Origin of the sequence: Acetatifactor aquisgranensis (assembly GCF_943193215.1) — a bacterium.
Lineage (GTDB): Bacteria > Bacillota > Clostridia > Lachnospirales > Lachnospiraceae > Acetatifactor > Acetatifactor aquisgranensis.
Genome location: NZ_CALPDH010000035.1, coordinates 33666 through 51256 on the forward strand (window position 1 = coordinate 33666; position 17591 = coordinate 51256).

Sequence of the window (17591 nt, forward strand, 5' to 3'; positions counted from 1 at the left end):
CATGGGGCTGACTTTAGGGAGTTTGTTTGACGGTATAGCAGGCTTTCCGCTTGCGGCGTCCGGACAGGGCATAGAAACGGTATGGACCAGCGAGATTGAAGAAAACTGCATTGACATTTCAACAAGGCATTTTCCAAAGGCAATCCGGCTGGGAGACATAACCAGGATAAACGGGGCGGAGATACCCCCGGTGGACATTATCAGTTTCGGCAGCCCGTGCCAGGACTTAAGCGTGGCCGGGAAGCAGGCCGGGCTGTCCGGGTCCCGTTCCGGGCTATTCCTGGAGGCGGTGCGGATTATACGGGAAATGAGGGAAAAGACAAATGGACAATACCCAAAATATATTATCTGGGAAAACGTGGCCGGGGCTTTTTCAAGCAATAAAGGAGAGGATTTCCGGCGGGTCCTTGAAGAGATCACAGAAAGTAATATTCCAATGCCTGCAAGTGGAAAGTGGGCGGCAGCCGGAATGGTTGGAGTTAGGGGACCAGGGGGGGAACTGCATACTACAGCATGGAGAAGGCTTGACGCTCAATTTTGGGGAGTCCCCCAACGTAGAAAGAGAATCTATCTTGTCCATGATTTTGGAGGCGGAGACGCCGGACAAATACTTTTTGAGTGCGAAAGCCTGCTGGGGTATCCTGCAACGGGCGGAGAAACGCCAGAAGGAAGTGCCGTTGATCTTGAAAATAGCGCTGCTGGAACGGATAGCGGAGGACTGGCAGAAGAGCCAGACGGCCAGCTGACACTGGATTTCGGCAGGACGGCGGACAGGATATATATAAACGCAAAGAAAAGCGTCACATTGATGGGCAGGGCTGGCGGGGGCGGAGGGAAAACAGGGCTTTATCTCCTGCCCGTGTATACCATAGCCGGGAATGTCATAGGGCGGAGCGAGGAAAACGGCGGGAACCAGCTGGGAATAAACCAGGATACCGCCCCCACGCTTACAACGAATGACCGCCATGCCGTGGTATATGCGGCAGGTATGCTTCACAAAGCAAGCCCAAAAGTCGGCGGGATAAGCTACACGGAGGAAAAGACGCCCACGCTTACTTCACAGCAGCAGGCGGCAGTGGTGGTGGGATACACCCAGAACGGATATGCGGAGTTTAAAGAAGGGGTGGGGACGCTGAAAAAGAGCCGTGGGGCAGCAGGCGGAGGCAGTGAAACCATAGTGGTGGAAGCCATAAAGAAGATTGCCCAGACGGTGAAATACCGGGTCCGCCGTCTGACCCCGACAGAATGTGAGCGCCTGGACGGGTTCCCGGACGGGTGGACCATGTACGGGGCCAGCGGGAAAGAAATGTCCGACAATGCAAGGTATATGGCGCTGGGAAACAGCATTGCGGTTCCGTGCGCTGAAAGGGTTTTTATAGGCATATGCAAGGTGGACAGGGAAAGGAGGGGCGGAAGTGGGCAGGAAAGACCAGGCACATGACACCAGGCCACGATACAAGGGAATTTGCCCTGCCTGCGGGGGCGATCTGTATATATGCAAAAGCATTGCCCAGGAAATAGGGCTTGCACCGTTCCTGGGGCACGGAATCTGCCCAAAGTGCGGGAAGTTCCTTCACCTGGCATTCAATGAAGAGTGCCAGGAATTTGACTGCGAGACATGGGAAGAGTACATGAAAAAAGCAAAAGGAGGTTTTGGAGATAATGGGAATTGATATAAAGGGGTACGAGGTGGCATATAAAGGCCGGGTGTATGCCGCCCTGGAAATGCACATGATCTGGAAGGACAGCAGGGAGCGGGAAGAGAACAGCACCGGGATTATGCCGGCCCCCACGTTCCTTGACGTACTTGTCATTAACGAGGACGGGGAACCCCGTATTATCCATGATGAAACTTTCATGTTCCGTTTTATGCGGATTAAGGCAAAGGGGGAAGCCCATGAGTGTGATTAACGGCGCTATGAAAAAGATTGTCCCGGAATATGGATACATAAAAAAGGCCATGCCCCAGGTGAATGCCGGGCGGCAGAGGGAGAAGAAAACCCCTGGGAACAAAAAACCCCGCCTCTTGACGGAGCGGAGCCAGAACGAAGGAAAGCCGGTCCTGCGGAAAGGCGTGTCTGTAAACCAGGCCGCAAGGAAACTGAATGCGTATGAGGCCACGGGGCTGACCCCGCAGCAGGTTCTGGATTTAATGGAGAGGGAGCGGAACTTGACCAGGAGGGTGGAAAAACTGGAAGGCTGGGAGTAGGTGGAGACTATGGCGGGAAAAACACAAAAAGACTGTATGGCCTGCCCGTTCTCCTGCCGTGACAGCATAGCCTGCATTGTCTGCCCAGGGCAGCAGGCGGAAGGGGAAGAGGCACAGGAACTGCGGGACATAGCGGAAGTGTTGAAGATCACGGCGAACACGGACGGCAATATAAAAAGATCAATGGAGGCCATTCTGCGGATTGCGGACCGGCTGGAAAGGAAAAAGGGCAATGAAGGAGTAGGAAAGACAGTATAAGCCCAAAATAGTGCGGGCGAAAATCAATATACCATACAGGGACTGGAAGGAATACAGGGAAGAATGGAAGGGGCAGGGATTTACTGGAAGAGATTTTAAGAATATGCAGAAGGCTGATCAGTATTTCAACGGCCTGGAACTGCTTCTTTCTTCCTGGTCATACGATCATCACAGCTGCTGGCACCTTTACAGCTGGGAGAAAAGCATTGACGAAAGGGTGAAGCTGGCCATGTACCATGCGGAACAGTACAGCCCGTTCCCTGCATACCGTGATGACTTTGAAGGTTTCTGCGGGGACTGGGAAGCCGGAAGGTATGAGCCGGGCGGCGTATACACGTTTAACCATGACCAGGTGGAGGTTTTGGAAGTCTTGCAGGAAGAGGAAGACAACATAGACCATGAGAGGACGGAAAAAGCCGTAAGGCAGGCCAGGGAGGCGGAATTTCAGAAGAGGCGGCGGGAACGTGCCACAAAGAGGAAATACCGCCCCAAAAGGAGGAAATAGGGCAGATGGCAAAGAAGAAAAAGAAGCACTATAAACGGAAGCACGGAGCGCCGCAGCAGGCTTCCAGGCAGCAGGCGGCACCCAGGCAGGGAAGCAGCTGGCTGACCCGGCAGCTGGAACTGATAAACAGGATACAGCCCAAAGTGGCAGAGGCGGCAGAGCGTGAGAGACGGGCCAGGGAGCGGCAGGCAGAACAGGGGGCGGAATAATGCAGAAAGCGGCATTTATGGCGGTCTGTCCTTTTGAACTGGGGGACAGTATCTTAAAAGAGGGCACAAGCAAGACCATTACGGACATTCTGACAGTACATAGCCTTAAGACAGGCCGGGTGGTTTTCCTGTACGAACTGGACAACAGCGGGCACCAGGAACAGATCACAGGCCGGGTGGAGCGTGTGGGGGAAACGGTATTCCGTGTTACGGAAGTATAAGACTTGCACAAATATACTTCCGTAACTTTGTACAATACGCCTATTGAATATATACTTACGGAAGTATATAATAAGAGCATAACAAAACAGACCACACGGAGGGAACAGGAATGGAAAGAGTATCTTTTGCAGAGTATGAGGCGGCAAAGTTAGAGATCATCAAGGGCAGGGAATACAAAGAGTATACCGACATGGACGAATACGGCAGGAACCATAAAACATTCTGCTGTAAGGACGGCAACACATTCTGGGAGATCACGGAAAACGGCGAAACGGAATTTTGGAGTACGAAGCACAGCGAAAGCCGCAAATATGTTGCAGAGGCACCCAAAGAGGAACCGAAGAACGCCGAAGAGCGGAAAAAGGTGTATACCAGGCTTTGCAAATGGCTGTACTGGTTTGCTGATGAAATGTTCAATGAAGAGGAAAGAGGCGAGAAGGCCAGGGCGGAGTTTGAAAAAGAGTGCAAGGAAAATCCCGGAAAGCAGGTTATGTACATTGATACCAGCGCAAACAATGCCAGGGTCATGAAAACCTGCATGAAGGAAACCAGGGACGCTATCAATTTTATCAGAAACCCGGAAAACGATATAGAGGACTGGCAGCTGGCTGGTATCACCGCAATGCTGGACAAATGCAATGAGACGGGCACCGTCCCGTATGACATACCAACGGCAATTAAAGGGCTGTTATGTATGCACATTCTCTGCGAAGAGAAATAAATAAAACAAAGCTGGGCTATCGGCAAAACGGGCAGAAAGGTGGTAACACATGAACGGAAAGAAAATGAGGGTTTTGTCTGTAATCAACTTGAAAGGCGGGGTGGCAAAAACGGTTTCCAGCGTGGCCATTGCCTACATTCTGGCAGAAGTCTTCCACTTCCGGGTCCTGCTGGTGGACAATGATAAACAGGGGGACGCTTCCCGTGGATTGCGCCGGAGAAGTGAGGACGGCAGAGGCATTGCGGAGATCATGACCGCCCGCCGCCCGGAAATGGCGGAACTGGTACAGCACACGGATTTTGAGAACCTGGACATTATCACTTCCAACATGAAACTGCTGAAAGCAAACCTGGAAGTGCTGCTGGACCAGTCCAGGGCACAGCAGACCAGAATAGGGAAGGCGCTGGCAGCAGTGGCGGACCAGTATGATTTTTGCGTAATCGACAATGCGCCGGATATAAATATTTCCACCATAAATGCCCTGGCCTGTAGCAATGACGTGATCGTCCCGCTGGAAGTTGATGACAACACCACGGAAGGGCTGGCGGAACTGGCGGAACAGATCGAAAGCACCAGGGAGGATTTAAACCCCGGCTTGACGTTCAGAGGCTGTTTTATCACTAAATTTGACGCCAAAAACGAGGCACACGCCCAGGGAGCGGAGAAACTGGAAGCAGATGGGAAATACCCCATTTTTCATACAAAGATCAGAGCGTCAAGGAAGGTAAGTGAAAGCACGTTTGCCAGGCTGCCGATCTTCTTATATTCCCGCCGGTCCGCAGCTTCCATGGATTATTTGGAACTGGTCAAGGAATATCTGAAAATGCTGGAAATGTGACCGATTTGGACACATAAGGGAGGGAAGGAAAGATGGCGAAAAAAACAGGTTTTGATTTACACCAGTTATTAAGCGAGAGATCAAGGGCAGAGGCAAAACACGGCCAGGAGAACAGACAGGACAGCAGGCAGCAGGCGGAGAACATGGAACAGCTGACCCTGGACGTGTATGACCTTATTCCGTCAAAAGAGAATTTCTACAGCACGGAAAACATTGACGATTTAAAACAGTCCATTTCCCTGGTGGGCATATTGCAGCCCCTGCTGGTGAAGAGGGACGGGGATAAATACCGCATTAAGGCCGGGCACCGCCGCCGCCTGGCCTGCATGGCCCTGGCTGACGAAGGGCAGAAAAAGTTCCGCTTTGTGCCGTGCGTTATCCGCCAGGAGACGGAAGAGGAAAAGCAGGGGAACATAAATGCCATTCTGGACCGGCTGACGCTGATTTTTGCTAACGGCTTCCGGGAGAAGACGGACTGGGAAAAGATGGAAGAGGTATTGCAGACGGAAGCCCTGGTGGTGGAACTGCGGAAGGAAGTGAGCCTGGAAGGGCGGACCCGTGCCATACTGGCAGAGTTTACGGGGATAAAGGAAGCACAGCTGGGAAGGTATAAGGCAATCAAGAACAACCTGTGCCCCCGGTTAATGGAAGAGTTCAAGGCGGACAACATAGGCATTTCGGTGGTTTATGAACTGTCCGGCCTGTCTGCCGAATACCAGGAAAGAGCCTACGAACTGTACCAGGAGAACAAAGGCTTGACGATCAGTGACGCCAAAACGCTGAAAAGGCAGGAAGAGGACGCCCAGCAGATACCGGGGCAGATGGAGTTTGGGAAGCAGGAAGGGCAGCAGGCGTGGCAGCAGGCCCAGGAAAGCCCCCAGGAGGCCCAGGAAGCCCAGGAAGGGGAAGAGGCCGAAGAGGAAACCGCACAGGAGGCGGAAGGGGAAGAGGAAGGCCAGGAAGAGGCACAGGAAGCCGCCCAGGAAGCCCAGGAAGCGCCGGAAGAGGAAGAGGCGGAGGAAAATACCAACGAGGCGGAAAAGCCCCAGGAAAGCCCCCAGGAGGGGCAGGAAAAAGTGGTGTATGTGGAGCGGCAGCCGGAAAAGGTACATGGCTGTGCATTCTGTCACCCCCATCACCACCGGGAAATCAGTACAGCGGAAGGAAATGTACTGCTGGCATATGACCCCGAAAGCCATATGGTGCAGATAATCAGCAAGGAAACCGGGGACGTGGAAAACATTGTCTTCCACTGCTGCCCTATGTGCGGCAGGAAACTGGGATAGGAGGCGGTAAAGTGGTAAAGGTTCAGTATGAAAATTTCAGCGTGAAGCAGATTGCCCTGTCTGGGCAGTGCTTCCGCTTGAATGAGATTGAAACGGGAGTTTTTGAGGTGATCGCATACGGGAAGCGCCTGCACATGATACAGGAAAGGGACAACGGGCCGGTGACGCTGTGCTGTAGCAGCCAGGAATATGAAACCCTGTGGAAGCGGTATTTTGACCTGGAAACAAATTACCGCTATTACATAGACCATATAGACCCGGACGATCATTTCCTGTCCAGAGCGGCACAGGCAGGCGGAGGAATACGGATACTGCGGCAGGAACTGTGGGAAACAATGGTAAGTTTCATCATATCCCAGAACAACAGCATACCCAGGATAAAGAAGAGCATAGAAAGCCTGTGCATGTCCTGTGGAACGGCCCACGGGGAATTATTTGAGGGCCGCCAGTGGCATGAATTTCCACGCCCGGAAGACCTGCTGGACGAAGCGGCCATGTCCCCGGCAAAACTGGGATACAGGGCAAAGTACATAGCCAGCCTAGCCAGGAACGTGGTGGACGGGGCGGTCAACCTGGAAGAACTGGCGGAAATGGGGCAGGAAGAGGCAGGGAACTATCTGAAAAGCATATATGGAGTAGGGGCGAAGGTGGCGGCATGTATCCAGCTTTTTGCCCTTCACCAGCTGGACAGTTTCCCCATTGACACCTGGATAAAGCAGATCATAACGGCGGAGTATAACGGAAAATTCCCCGTGGAAATGTACAGCGGTTTTGCGGGAGTTATCCAGCAGTATATTTTCTATTATGCCAGGGAGGGACAGACAGATGAAAAGCAAAAAGAATAAAACGCACTGCGAATTATGCGGAAAGATATTGAACGGAAAATGGACCATTATTAAAAACCGTATCAATGGAAATGAACTGACCATATGCAAAGAGTGTGTGGAAAAGTTCGGATTTACATAATAATCAAGATAGCAAGGGATTTTACGGCATGGCTGCTGGGGGCGGCAGTCATGCCTGTATGGCTTCAAGGGAAATCCGCCGTAAACCCAAAAACGGAGGAATGGCAATGGCAGCAGCAATGAAAAAAAGCCAGGTAATTGAATTATTGACCTTTTACCGCAATATTGACGGGGAAATCCGCCTGTATAAAGCCACGGTGGCTGATCTGGAAAACTATTATACGCCAACGGGCGGCCAGAGCATGGACGGACAGCCCAAAGCAAAGTATAACGTATCCAGCCCGACAGAAAACACGGCGCTGAACCTGCCGGAAAGCCTGCGGGAGGACATAGAATTTTACAATTCAAAAATCAATACCCTTTACAGACTGAAAACGGAGATTTTGAGGGAAGTTTCCTGCCTGGAACTGAAATTTAAGAGCATAATTACAGACTATTACCTGCACGGCCTTAAATGGGAACAGGTTTCGGCACGGAACCATTATTCTGAACGGCAATGTAAAAATATCCGCAATACAGCCGTGGAAAATCTTGCTGGCAAGTTTGATGAAAACCCGGTTATTGCGAATTTCAAGTTAAAGGCATAAAGATTGCCCGCCATTGCCCGTTTTTTCTGATATAATGGCAAATGAAGCAAAGGTGGAAGCCTTTGAAGTCAGCCCCCCAGAAATGACAGGCTTTGTGAACAATGTTTCCGAAGCCTGTCATTTTTTACTATTTCCGCACACAAAGAGAGGCTGAAAGATTGAAAACGAACGAAAGGCGGTGAAAGAGCCATGGGAAGACCACGGAACCCAAAGAGGGACGAAGCCCGGAAAAAGTACCTGGAAAGCGGCGGGCAGATCAGCACCAAAGACCTGGCGGCGGCAGCAGGCGTCCCGGAAAATCGGATAAGAAAATGGAAATCAGAAGACAAGTGGAATGAGGAACTAAAAAACAAGCCGAAAAAAAGAGGGGGCCAGCCAGGGAACCAAAATGCCGCCGGAAAGACCCCTGCAAAAAACGGAAATAAAAATGCCGTAACACACGGGGCATTTGCCCAGATAGGCATAGAGGACATACCAGAAGACCAGGCGGAGGCAATCAAAAGCATGGAGCCTGGCCAAACCATGTTACGCATGAATGAGGAATTGCAGGGGCTGCTGGTCCGCAAGGTTTATTTGACGGGGCTTCTAAACCAGTATACGGACCCGGATAAGCAGGGGGAATATTATACGGACAAAATAGTCCATATGATCGTGCCCATGTCTGTAGAGGATAAAGCCCAGGCAGAGGGAATGGGGGTGGACATAGGGCAGGCCACGGACCCGGAGGGCGGGAAAGAGTCCATGAAAACCGCCATGAAGACCGTCATAAAATCCAGCCCTTTTGACAGGGCTATGAAAGTAGAGGCCGAACTAAACAGACTGAATGGCCGTATCATCAAGCTGTTAGACAGCATGAGGGCGCAGGAGATGGAGGCCCGGCGCATTGAGTTAGAGAAGCTGAAATATGACCTTGCGAGACAGAAGGCAACGGGAGAATTTAACATTGACCCGGCGGACGGAGAAGACGGGGAGGAATAGGCCGCCCGCCGCCGGGGCAGTAGGTTCTTTCAGCGCCGGGACGGCCTGCGGGTACGGCGACGCCCAGGCCCGGCCTATCTGCAAAAAGAAAAAAACCGCTTCCGGGTTCCGGGCGGCGCAAAAAGAAGGGGGTGTACGAAAAAATGAAGCTGTATACAGCCGCCGTGGTGGCAGAATGGCTTGACATATCGGAACGGCGGGTGCGGCAGTTGCGTGACCAGAAGGTGCTGGAAGAAGCCAGGCCGAAACTGTACAGGTTGAAGGATTGCGTACACCGATACATTGACTTCCTGCGGAAGGACGGGACCCCGGAAGGCGCTGTGGACTATAACCAGGAGCGGGCAAAGCTGGTGCGGACGAAGAGGGAGCGGCAGGAACTGGAATTGCAGCTGGAACGGCGGGAGGCGCTGGCGGCCAGCGAAGTGGAAGAGGTTATGACAGATATGCTTTTGCGCTTCCGCCAGCGGGTGCGGGCAATCCCGGTGAAGCTGGCCCCGATGCTTGCAACGGAGACGGACCAGACAGAAATATTTATGGCATTAAAGCAGGCCACGGACGAAGCGCTGGAAGAACTGGCAGACTTTGACAGCGCTTTTTCTGTCCAGGAAGAGGTGGGAGAAGATGGAACAGCACAGCAAGGCGATCTTTAAACGGATATTTGCAAAGTTAAAACCGCCGCCAGAAATGAAAATGTCCGCCTGGGCTGATCAGTACAGGAGGCTTTCCCAGGGCGCTTCCGCTGAACCCGGAAGATGGAGGACAGAAAAGGTTCCACACCAGAAAGAAATCATGGACACCATATCAGACATTAAGGTGAAAAAAACGGTGGTCATGTCCTCTGCCCAGATCGGGAAAACGGAAGGAGCGGTATTGAATACAATCGGGTATTTCATGCACTATGACCCCGCCCCTGTGCTGATTATGCAGCCCACAATACAGATGGCGGAATCCTTTTCCAAAGACCGTCTGTCTAAAATGCTACAGGATACCCCGGCATTGTCTGGCCTGGTAAATGAAAAGGGCAGGAACACGGGAAACACAATCCTGCAAAAGATATTCCCCGGCGGGCATATCACCATGGTGGGGGCTAACAGCCCGTCTTCCCTGGCGTCCCGCCCCATACAGATACTGCTGGCAGACGAAGTGGACAGATACCCGGCCACGGCAGGCAAAGAAGGGGACCCGCTTTTCCTGGCCTCTGAACGTCTGACCACGTTTTGGAACAGCAAAGAAGTATATGTGTCCACACCGACAATCAAGGACGCTTCCCGTATTGAAATTGAGTACCAGCACAGTTCCCAGGGGGAATGGAACGTGCCGTGCCCGGAATGCGGGGAATTGCAGCCCCTGGAATGGTCCGGGGTGATATTCGATAAAGATGATCTGGACAATATACAGTATGTGTGTGCAAAATGCGGGGTAGTATCCCCGGAAGCTGCCTGGAAAAAAGGCTTTAAGGACGGGAAATATATACATGCGGACCCGGACAACCCTGTGAAGGGCTTCCATCTCAATGCCCTGGGGTCCACACTGGCACAGTGGAAGGATATAGTAAACAAATTTCTGATTGCCAATGAGGAAAAGAAAAAAGGCAACATAGAACCCATGAAGTCCTGGACCAACACGAAAATGGGGCAGACATGGGAAGAGGAAGGCACCCAGGTTGATGACGAAGAACTGCTGAAGCGCCGGGAACGCTATAACTGCGAAGTCCCGCCGGAAGTGCTTTACTTGACTGCCGGGGTGGATACGCAAGATGACCGCTTTGAAATTGAAGTGGTGGGCTGGGGGCCGGAATATGAAAACTGGGGCATACAGTACACTGTCCTGTATGGGGACAACAGCAACATGCGGAACCAGGTATGGGCTGATCTGGACGCCTTCCTGGGGCAGACCTGGCAGAAGCCGGACGGCACAAAGCTGAAAATCATATGCACCTGCATAGACAGCGGCGGGCACCGTACAAACCAGGTGTACAAATTCTGCAAGCCCAGGTTTAACCGCCGTATCCTTGCGATTAAGGGCAGCAACGACAGCGCAGCGGCCTATATCCAGAAGCCTACAAAGAACAACAGAGAACAGGCATATCTTTTCACCTTGGGGGTGGATACCGGGAAAAGCCTGCTGTTACAGCGCCTACAGGTAGAGCAGGAAGGGCCGGGGTTCTGTCACTTCCCTAAAGAAGAGGAAAGAGGGTATAACGAAGACTATTTTAAAGGGCTGACGGCAGAAAAACAGGTGCTGGTATATAAGATGGGGCGTCCGTTCTTTGAGTGGCGCATAAAGGATAATGCCCACAAGAGAAATGAGGCCCTGGACTGCCGCAATTATGCTTCCGCAGCCATTGAAATAGCAGGTGTACCGCTGAAAGCGCCGGAAGCACCCAAACAGCAAACAGCAGCCCCGAAAAGAAAAAGGGGCAGAAGAACAAGTGGAGGTATATTATAATGGTTACACTATCTATTGCAAAGGAACATCTTAACGCATGGCTGGAAGCGGAACTGACATGTACCACAAACCAGTCATACACGATAGGCAGCAGGACGCTGACAAGGGCGGACCTGGCGGAAATCCGGGAGACAATCCGATACTGGCAGGGCATGGTCACGAAGCTGGAAAACAAGGCGAAGCACGGCAGCAGGAATGCCGCATACAGGGTCGTGCCCCGTGACCTGTAAAAGATTGCCCGCCATTGCCCGCTTTTCCGTGGTAAAATCATATCGTCAAAAAAGGTTAAAGGAAAAGGCACCCGTAAAAGGTGCTTTTTTCATGCCCTGGGAGGTGAGAACGATAGGCATAATTTCAAAAGCATTTGACGGCATGGTGGCCGCCGTAAGCCCGGAAAAGGGCTTGCAGAGAATGGCGGCACGGCGGAAGATGGACATTTTAAACAGCGGATACGGGAACTATGGTGCCAGCCAATACAAAAAATCCATGGCCGGGTGGCTGTACAGCGGCGGTTCCGCCCGTGAGGACATAGAAGACAATCTGGACGTGTTGCGCCAGCGTTCCCGTGACCTGTACATGGGTGTGCCGCTGGCAACGGGGGCAATCAAAACCATGCGAACGAATGTAGTAGGGCGGGGCTTGCGGCTGAAACCCACGATTGACCGTGAAGTCCTGGGCATGGACACGGAGACGGCACATGCCCTGGAAAGGCAGATTGAACGGGAATGGGCGCTGTGGGCAGACAGCCCGGACTGCGACGCCGCCCGTGTGGATAATTTCTGCGAATTGCAGCAGCTGGCATTCATGTCATGGCTTATGTCCGGGGACTGCCTGGCACTAATGCCCATGAAGCCCAGGCAGGGACAGCCATATGACTTGCGGGTCCGGCTGATCGAGGCGGACCGGCTTTCCAGCCCCGGCGGATATGACACAATGGACGATCATATCATAGGCGGCGTGGAGACGGACAGCACGGGGGAGGTGGTGGCATACCATTTTTCAAAGTATCACCCGCTTTCCTATACCACAGCCCCTGCCGAATGGGTTCGGGTGCCCGCATACGGGGAGAAGAGCGGCAGGCGGAACGTTATACACATTATGACACGGGAACGCATAGACCAGCGCCGGGGCGTCCCGTTCCTGGCCCCCGTGATCGAGGCGCTGAAACAGCTGGGGCGGTATACGGACGCTGAACTGGTGGCAGCAGTAGTGAATGGCCTGTATGCCGTATTCATTGAAAAGCAGTCCCCGGAGGACGGCCCCCCGATAGGGTCCAATGTGCCGGAAGACGAACAGGTGGACGCAGATGACGAAACCACCATAGAGCTGGCCCCCGGTGCGGTGATTGATCTGAACGAAGGCGAAAAGGCCAACGGAGTGGCACCAGGCAGGCCGAACAGCAATTTTTCCGGCTTTGTGGAAGCCATATGCCGCCAGATCGGTTCCGCCCTGGAAATCCCCTATGAATTGCTTTTAAAGACGTTCACGGCCAGCTATTCCGCAAGCCGTGGGGCGCTGGAAGAGGCATGGAAAATGTTCCGCATGTACAGGACCTGGCTGGCAACGGATTTTTGCCAGGTGGTATATGAGGAATGGCTTGCGGAGGCAGTGGCAAAGGGAAGGATAGCAGCCCCTGGTTTCTTCTCTGACCCCCTGTATAAAAAGGCATACAGCAGGGCAGAGTGGAACGGGCCGGCAAGGGGAATATTGAACCCGGTGCAGGAAGTAAGCGCTGCCGAAAAGCGGGTAAAGAACGGATTTTCCACAAGGCAGTCTGAAACCATGGAAATGACAGGTTCGGATTTTTACGCCAATGTGGAACAGCTAAAACAGGAAGAAAGCAAACTAAAGGAGGTATCAAGCATTGCCACAGAACAGAAACCAGCCCCGGCAGCAGGGGCAGACCCCCCAGGGGGAAGCGGAAAATAAGTTTTGGAATTTCATTCCGGGAACTGACACAAAGCCCCCGGAACTTTTACTGTACGGCCCTATAACCAGTCAAAAAAGCTGGTGGCAGGATACAGTGACCCCCGCCTGGTTTAACCAGGAACTGGCTGCCCTGGGGGACGTGGAGGAAATCATTGTCCGCATTAACAGCGGCGGCGGTGATGTGTTCGCCGCAAATGCCATTTACACCCGCCTGCGGGACCTGGACGCAAAGATCACCGTGAAAATAGACGGGTGGGCCGCAAGCGCCGCCACAATCATTGCCATGGCAGGCGATACCATAAAGATTGCAAAAAACGGGGTTTTTATGGTCCACGATCCGGCCATGTCGGTATGGGATACTTTCCGGGCGGAAGACTTTGAGAAGATGGCACAGGAACTGCGGGTGATCAAGCAGTCCATTATGAATACCTACAGCATGAAGACGGGCAAAAAGCCGGAGGACATAGCGGCGATCATGACGGCGGAAACGTGGTGGACTGGTGATGAAGCTGTAGAAAACGGGTTCTGTGATGAACTTATGTTCACAGAGGCACAGACGATCATAGAGAACGCCAGCAAAGTGGTGGTCAATTCTGTGCCCATGGATTTGACGGGGTTTCATACCCTGCCGGAAAAACTGTTGTTAAACCGCCCAAACAATCCGGGCAGTTTGCAAAATAAAAACGAGAATAAAGGAGGAAAACAGATGGAACCGAAAGAGACTATCAACACGGTTTCTGCCCTGGAAACTGCATACCCGGATTTGGTGGCCCAGATCAGAAACAGCGCCGCAGAGGGAGAGCGTAACCGCATTAAATCCATTATGGACAGCGCCCCTAAAGGATTTGAAAAGATCGTGGAAGACGCTATGTTCACAAACCCGGTGGACGCTGGCCAGGCGGCGCTGAATATCATCAAGGCCCAGAAACAGGCAGGCATAACGGCATGGGGCAACATGGAAGATGACGCCCAGGCGTCAAAGATTTTTGATGTGGAGCCGGGCAGCACACAGATGGGCGGCGGAGATAACGGAAAGAGCGTCTATGACCGTGCCATTGAAGAGGTTCTGTAATACAGGCAAAAAGAGAAGGGAGGAAAAAGACGTGGCAAATTTAGTGGAAAAAAGAAATTTCACCCCCCAGAAGTTTTATGCCGGGGAATTTCCCGTGGTAACAGAAACGGGGACTGCGGGGGCGGCGATTGCCCAGCATGACATGATCATGTCGGTCACGGACGAAGACAGCGGAGCCGTGACCCTGCAACCCGCAACCACGGCGGGCATTGCCAACGTGGTGGGCATTGCTGTCAATGCGGCGGCGAAAGATGAACCTGTGGTATATATCATGACCGGGGAAGTCTTTGCAGACGCCGTGAACATAGGGACGGTTGACGCCGCAGCGGCAAAGGCGGCGCTTAGAAAACTGTGTATTTTTTTGGTGTAATTTTAGTGTAATTTTGGCGTAAAGGAGGAATGAAAATGCCGAACACTGTAAGCATTTATGAACCCAGAACCATGATGGGCGTCATTAAAAAACTGCCGCCTGTCCACACCTTTTTCCGGGATACGTTTTTCGGGAACACAAGGACATTTGTAACGGAAAAGGTGGATATTGATTTTTGGAAGGGCAGCAGGACAATGGCCCCGTTTGTGAGCCGTCTTGTGGGCGGGCAGATCATACCGGGCAGCGGATATGAGACGGACAGCTACACCCCGCCGCTGATCGCCCCGGATAAAGTCACCACGATTGACAATATCATCAACAGGCAGCCGGGGGAAAGCCTGTATTCTGAAATGACCCCCGCACAGCGGGCCGTCATTAAAATGCGTGATGACTTCACGGAACTGCGGGACAGCATTATCCGCCGTGAAGAGTGGATGTGCGCCCAGACCATGCTGGCCGGAAAGATCATGGTAGTGGGTAAGGGCGTGGCGGACGTGATTGATTTTGGCTTTACTAACAAGATCGACATTTCCAAAGATACAAAACTGAAATGGAAAGGCGGAACTGCCCAGAGCAAGTATGAAAACCTGGTGGAATGGCATGAGCGGGTCCAGAAGGAAGGCTTCACGAACTGCAACGTATGTATTATGGCATCTGACGTGGCGGTGGAGTTTATCAAGGACGAAAGTATCCAGAAAATGCTGGACGTGAAAAACTATGCCCTGGCAGTGATCAAGCCCGAACAGAAGGAGAATAACGTCACCTACATAGGGACCATTCATGAACTGGGCCTGGACATTTACAAGTACAATGAATGGTATCTGGACAACTGGACTAACCCCGCAAAACCCACGCAGCTTCCCATGGTGCCTTCCGGCACCCTGTTACTGGCCAGCACGAATGCCAGGTATTCCAGGCTTTACGGCGCTATCAACAGGCTGAACCAGAAGACGGAGAAGTGGGAGACGGTGGAAGGAAGCCTGGTGCCGGATACTTTTATCAAGAAGCGCCCGGACCGCCGCTTTCTGTCCCTGCAATCCGCCCCCATTCCCGTGCCGCATGAGGTGGACAGCTGGCTGACGGCGAAGGTATTCTGATGGACTTCAAGGCCCAGTGTGACGCCGATATGGCGGTATTCCACAACAGCGCTGAATTTGCCACGGTGGCGGGCTTTTGGTATGACAGGGCATGGTATGAAGCCCCCGCCGTGCTGGACCATGAGGCGGCGGCGGAGCGCCAGAGGAAAAGCAACGACAATGCGCCGGGGGTTTCCGAACTGGAAGCCCTGGTATATGTGGCGCATAAGGATTTAGGGTTTATCCCGGAAAGGAACCATGAGTTTGCAATAAAGGTGGCGGGCGTCACCCAGGAATACAATATTCTGAAAGCAGACTACGAAGACGGGGAAATCATACTGGAACTGGGGGCATATGTGGAATGAGCGGCATAGGCGTTGAAATCAATGCGGAAACCATGGAACGGGTGCAGGCACTGCTGGCAAACGTCCCCAAAGGGGCGGAAAGGGCGTACATGAACGCCATAAACAGGGGCCTGTCCCGTGTAAAGACCGCCGCATGGCAGGGAATAAAGCAGGTGTACACCGTGCAGGCGTCCGCACTGAATGCGGCCACGAATACCAGCATACAGAAGGCCAGCACGGGGAACCTTGCGGGCTTTGTCCGTTTTGCAGGGTATAAAATCCCCCTGTACAAGTTCAAGGTATCCCCCAAACAGCCCGGCGGGAAAAAGCTGGTCCGTGCCAGCGTTAAGAAAGGCGGGGGCGCTGTATTTGAAAGCGCCTTTATTGCCGCCATGAAAAGCGGCCATGTGGGCGTATTCGAGAGGGAAGGCAGGAAGCGCCTGCCTGTATCGGAACTTATGGGGCTTTCCGCCGCCCAGATGGCAGGCCAGGAAGCGGTATCCAGGCAGGTACAGGAAGAGGCGCAGCGGCTTGTAAATGAGCGCCTGGAACATGAGATTGACAGGCTGCTGAACGGATACGGGGGTTAAAGATGACACCTATAATTTTACTTGACAATCTGGCGGAGTTTGTGAAGGCAAAGACGGCGGACATAATCCTACAGGTGCGGGTACAGCCTGGGGAAGAGGGGAAGGAACGGGCAGCGGAAGTCCACAAAATGCGCTTGCCGAAGAAAGAGGACAGCACGCAGCGCATACCGTACATTCTCTTGCAGATCATAACCGGCAAGGACGGGAAGAACGAACGGAACCAGCCGGAAAGCACATGCCAGATCAGAATAGTGGTGGCAACTTACGCAGAGGACCAGAGCGTGGGCAGCTATGACGTTCTGAATGTCATTATGAGACTACGGACAGAACTGGAAAGAAACAGGATACTGGCGGAACAGTTTACTTTGCAGGACCCGCTGGAATATCTGATTTATCCAGACGATTATGCCCCGTATCATTTCGGGGAAATGATGACGAACTGGTCCATACCAGAAATCAAACAGGAGGTTGAAGAAATATGGCAGTAAAAAGCGCAAAGAAAGCCATAGAGGCAGCAGGGCTTCCCACGGGAACCCTGGAAGAGGCCCAGGAAGGCCCCCAGGAGGGCCAGGGAGCGCCGGAAAAGGAAGAGGCGGGGGAAAATACCCAGGAGCCGGAAAAACCCCAGGAGAGCCGGGAAACGCTTGTGTATGTGGGGCCGTCCCTGCCCAGGGGAATGCTGAAGCAGAACAGCATTTTTGTGGGGACCAGGGAAGAGGTTGAAAAGAGCCTGGAAGAGGCCATAAAAAAGTACCCCATGGCCAAAAACATGCTGGTGCCCGTGTCGAAACTGGCGGAAGCGAAAGTTAAGATCGCCAGTAAAGGGAATATCCTGCACAAATACTATGCGGACATTGTTTCGCTGATCGGTGCGGAATTTAAAGAGTGACAGAAAGAGAAGAGAAAAGGAGCTTCCTGTATAATACAAACATAGGGAATTCCAAGAAAGGTGGTTGATAAAAAGATACCTCAGAGTAAAATAAG

General features: G+C 52.6%; 25 protein-coding genes. All 25 read left to right on the forward strand.

Annotated features, from left to right (window positions below; all coding sequences use genetic code 11):
* The first annotated feature begins 1 nt into the window (after position 1).
* The 25 genes from dcm (at position 2) to NFS35_RS23460 (ending at position 17496) form a co-directional block, all read left to right on the forward strand.
* Positions 2-1441 carry a DNA (cytosine-5-)-methyltransferase gene (gene dcm / locus NFS35_RS23340; protein ID WP_251209460.1) on the forward strand — a complete coding sequence of 480 codons (1440 nt, stop codon included), beginning with the start codon at positions 2-4 and terminating at the stop codon, positions 1439-1441.
* The gene (locus NFS35_RS23345) at positions 1416-1673 is read left to right on the forward strand and encodes a hypothetical protein (protein WP_251209461.1); all 258 of its coding nucleotides are present in this window, start codon (positions 1416-1418) and stop codon (positions 1671-1673) included. Before dcm ends, NFS35_RS23345 begins: the two co-directional genes overlap by 26 nt.
* Positions 1663-1911, forward strand: a complete 249-nt coding sequence (locus tag NFS35_RS23350) for a hypothetical protein (RefSeq protein WP_251209462.1) — start codon at positions 1663-1665, stop codon at positions 1909-1911. The genes NFS35_RS23345 and NFS35_RS23350 overlap by 11 nt, the downstream gene beginning before the upstream one ends.
* Positions 1898-2209 carry a hypothetical protein gene (locus NFS35_RS23355; protein ID WP_251209463.1) on the forward strand — a complete coding sequence of 104 codons (312 nt, stop codon included), beginning with the start codon at positions 1898-1900 and terminating at the stop codon, positions 2207-2209. The genes NFS35_RS23350 and NFS35_RS23355 overlap by 14 nt, the downstream gene beginning before the upstream one ends.
* Before the next feature lie 9 nt (positions 2210-2218).
* Complete coding sequence (locus NFS35_RS23360; RefSeq protein WP_251209464.1) at positions 2219-2467, forward strand: hypothetical protein; 249 nt, start codon at positions 2219-2221, stop codon at positions 2465-2467.
* A gap of 103 nt (positions 2468-2570) precedes the next feature.
* A complete protein-coding gene (locus NFS35_RS23365; protein WP_251209465.1) occupies positions 2571-2972 on the forward strand; it encodes a hypothetical protein in 402 nt (133 codons plus the stop codon).
* Between the two features lie 5 nt (positions 2973-2977).
* Complete coding sequence (locus NFS35_RS23370; RefSeq protein WP_251209466.1) at positions 2978-3181, forward strand: hypothetical protein; 204 nt, start codon at positions 2978-2980, stop codon at positions 3179-3181.
* Complete coding sequence (locus NFS35_RS23375; RefSeq protein ID WP_251209467.1) at positions 3181-3402, forward strand: hypothetical protein; 222 nt, start codon at positions 3181-3183, stop codon at positions 3400-3402. The genes NFS35_RS23370 and NFS35_RS23375 overlap by 1 nt, the downstream gene beginning before the upstream one ends.
* Before the next feature lie 110 nt (positions 3403-3512).
* Positions 3513-4124: a hypothetical protein gene (locus NFS35_RS23380; protein WP_251209468.1), complete on the forward strand. Its 612-nt coding sequence runs from the start codon at positions 3513-3515 to the stop codon at positions 4122-4124.
* A gap of 49 nt (positions 4125-4173) precedes the next feature.
* The gene (locus NFS35_RS23385; RefSeq protein ID WP_251209469.1) at positions 4174-4962 is read left to right on the forward strand and encodes a ParA family protein; all 789 of its coding nucleotides are present in this window, start codon (positions 4174-4176) and stop codon (positions 4960-4962) included.
* A gap of 32 nt (positions 4963-4994) precedes the next feature.
* Entirely contained in the window at positions 4995-6248 is a 1254-nt protein-coding gene (locus NFS35_RS23390; protein ID WP_251209470.1) for a ParB/RepB/Spo0J family partition protein, read from the forward strand.
* An 11-nt stretch (positions 6249-6259) separates the two neighbouring features.
* The gene (locus tag NFS35_RS23395) at positions 6260-7093 is read left to right on the forward strand and encodes a DNA-3-methyladenine glycosylase family protein (RefSeq protein ID WP_251209471.1); all 834 of its coding nucleotides are present in this window, start codon (positions 6260-6262) and stop codon (positions 7091-7093) included.
* Positions 7094-7320: 227 nt separating this feature from the next.
* Entirely contained in the window at positions 7321-7800 is a 480-nt protein-coding gene (locus NFS35_RS23400) for a sigma-70 family RNA polymerase sigma factor (RefSeq protein WP_251209472.1), read from the forward strand.
* Between the two features lie 189 nt (positions 7801-7989).
* A complete protein-coding gene (gene terS, locus NFS35_RS23405) occupies positions 7990-8778 on the forward strand; it encodes a phage terminase small subunit (RefSeq protein ID WP_251209473.1) in 789 nt (262 codons plus the stop codon).
* A 143-nt stretch (positions 8779-8921) separates the two neighbouring features.
* Positions 8922-9428 (forward strand): hypothetical protein, encoded by a 507-nt coding sequence (locus NFS35_RS23410; RefSeq protein ID WP_251209474.1) that lies wholly within the window; start codon positions 8922-8924, stop codon positions 9426-9428.
* The gene (locus tag NFS35_RS23415) at positions 9400-11226 is read left to right on the forward strand and encodes a phage terminase large subunit family protein (RefSeq protein ID WP_251209475.1); all 1827 of its coding nucleotides are present in this window, start codon (positions 9400-9402) and stop codon (positions 11224-11226) included. Before NFS35_RS23410 ends, NFS35_RS23415 begins: the two co-directional genes overlap by 29 nt.
* Positions 11226-11456 carry a DUF6148 family protein gene (locus NFS35_RS23420; protein ID WP_251209476.1) on the forward strand — a complete coding sequence of 77 codons (231 nt, stop codon included), beginning with the start codon at positions 11226-11228 and terminating at the stop codon, positions 11454-11456. Before NFS35_RS23415 ends, NFS35_RS23420 begins: the two co-directional genes overlap by 1 nt.
* Positions 11457-11547: 91 nt before the next feature.
* On the forward strand, positions 11548-13155 hold the full coding sequence (locus NFS35_RS23425) for a phage portal protein (protein WP_251209477.1): 1608 nt from the start codon (positions 11548-11550) through the stop codon (positions 13153-13155).
* Positions 13091-14227 carry a head maturation protease, ClpP-related gene (locus NFS35_RS23430; protein ID WP_251209478.1) on the forward strand — a complete coding sequence of 379 codons (1137 nt, stop codon included), beginning with the start codon at positions 13091-13093 and terminating at the stop codon, positions 14225-14227. The genes NFS35_RS23425 and NFS35_RS23430 overlap by 65 nt, the downstream gene beginning before the upstream one ends.
* 31 nt (positions 14228-14258) lie before the next feature.
* Positions 14259-14597: a hypothetical protein gene (locus NFS35_RS23435; RefSeq protein ID WP_251209479.1), complete on the forward strand. Its 339-nt coding sequence runs from the start codon at positions 14259-14261 to the stop codon at positions 14595-14597.
* A gap of 35 nt (positions 14598-14632) precedes the next feature.
* A complete protein-coding gene (locus NFS35_RS23440; RefSeq protein ID WP_251209480.1) occupies positions 14633-15694 on the forward strand; it encodes a major capsid protein in 1062 nt (353 codons plus the stop codon).
* Positions 15694-16038 carry a hypothetical protein gene (locus NFS35_RS23445; RefSeq protein ID WP_251209481.1) on the forward strand — a complete coding sequence of 115 codons (345 nt, stop codon included), beginning with the start codon at positions 15694-15696 and terminating at the stop codon, positions 16036-16038. The genes NFS35_RS23440 and NFS35_RS23445 overlap by 1 nt, the downstream gene beginning before the upstream one ends.
* Positions 16035-16607, forward strand: coding sequence for a phage tail protein (locus NFS35_RS23450; protein ID WP_251209482.1), 573 nt, complete (start codon positions 16035-16037; stop codon positions 16605-16607). The genes NFS35_RS23445 and NFS35_RS23450 overlap by 4 nt, the downstream gene beginning before the upstream one ends.
* A gap of 2 nt (positions 16608-16609) precedes the next feature.
* Positions 16610-17095 (forward strand): hypothetical protein, encoded by a 486-nt coding sequence (locus NFS35_RS23455; protein ID WP_251209483.1) that lies wholly within the window; start codon positions 16610-16612, stop codon positions 17093-17095.
* A complete protein-coding gene (locus NFS35_RS23460; protein WP_251209484.1) occupies positions 17086-17496 on the forward strand; it encodes a hypothetical protein in 411 nt (136 codons plus the stop codon). Before NFS35_RS23455 ends, NFS35_RS23460 begins: the two co-directional genes overlap by 10 nt.
* Positions 17497-17591: the final 95 nt, after the last annotated feature.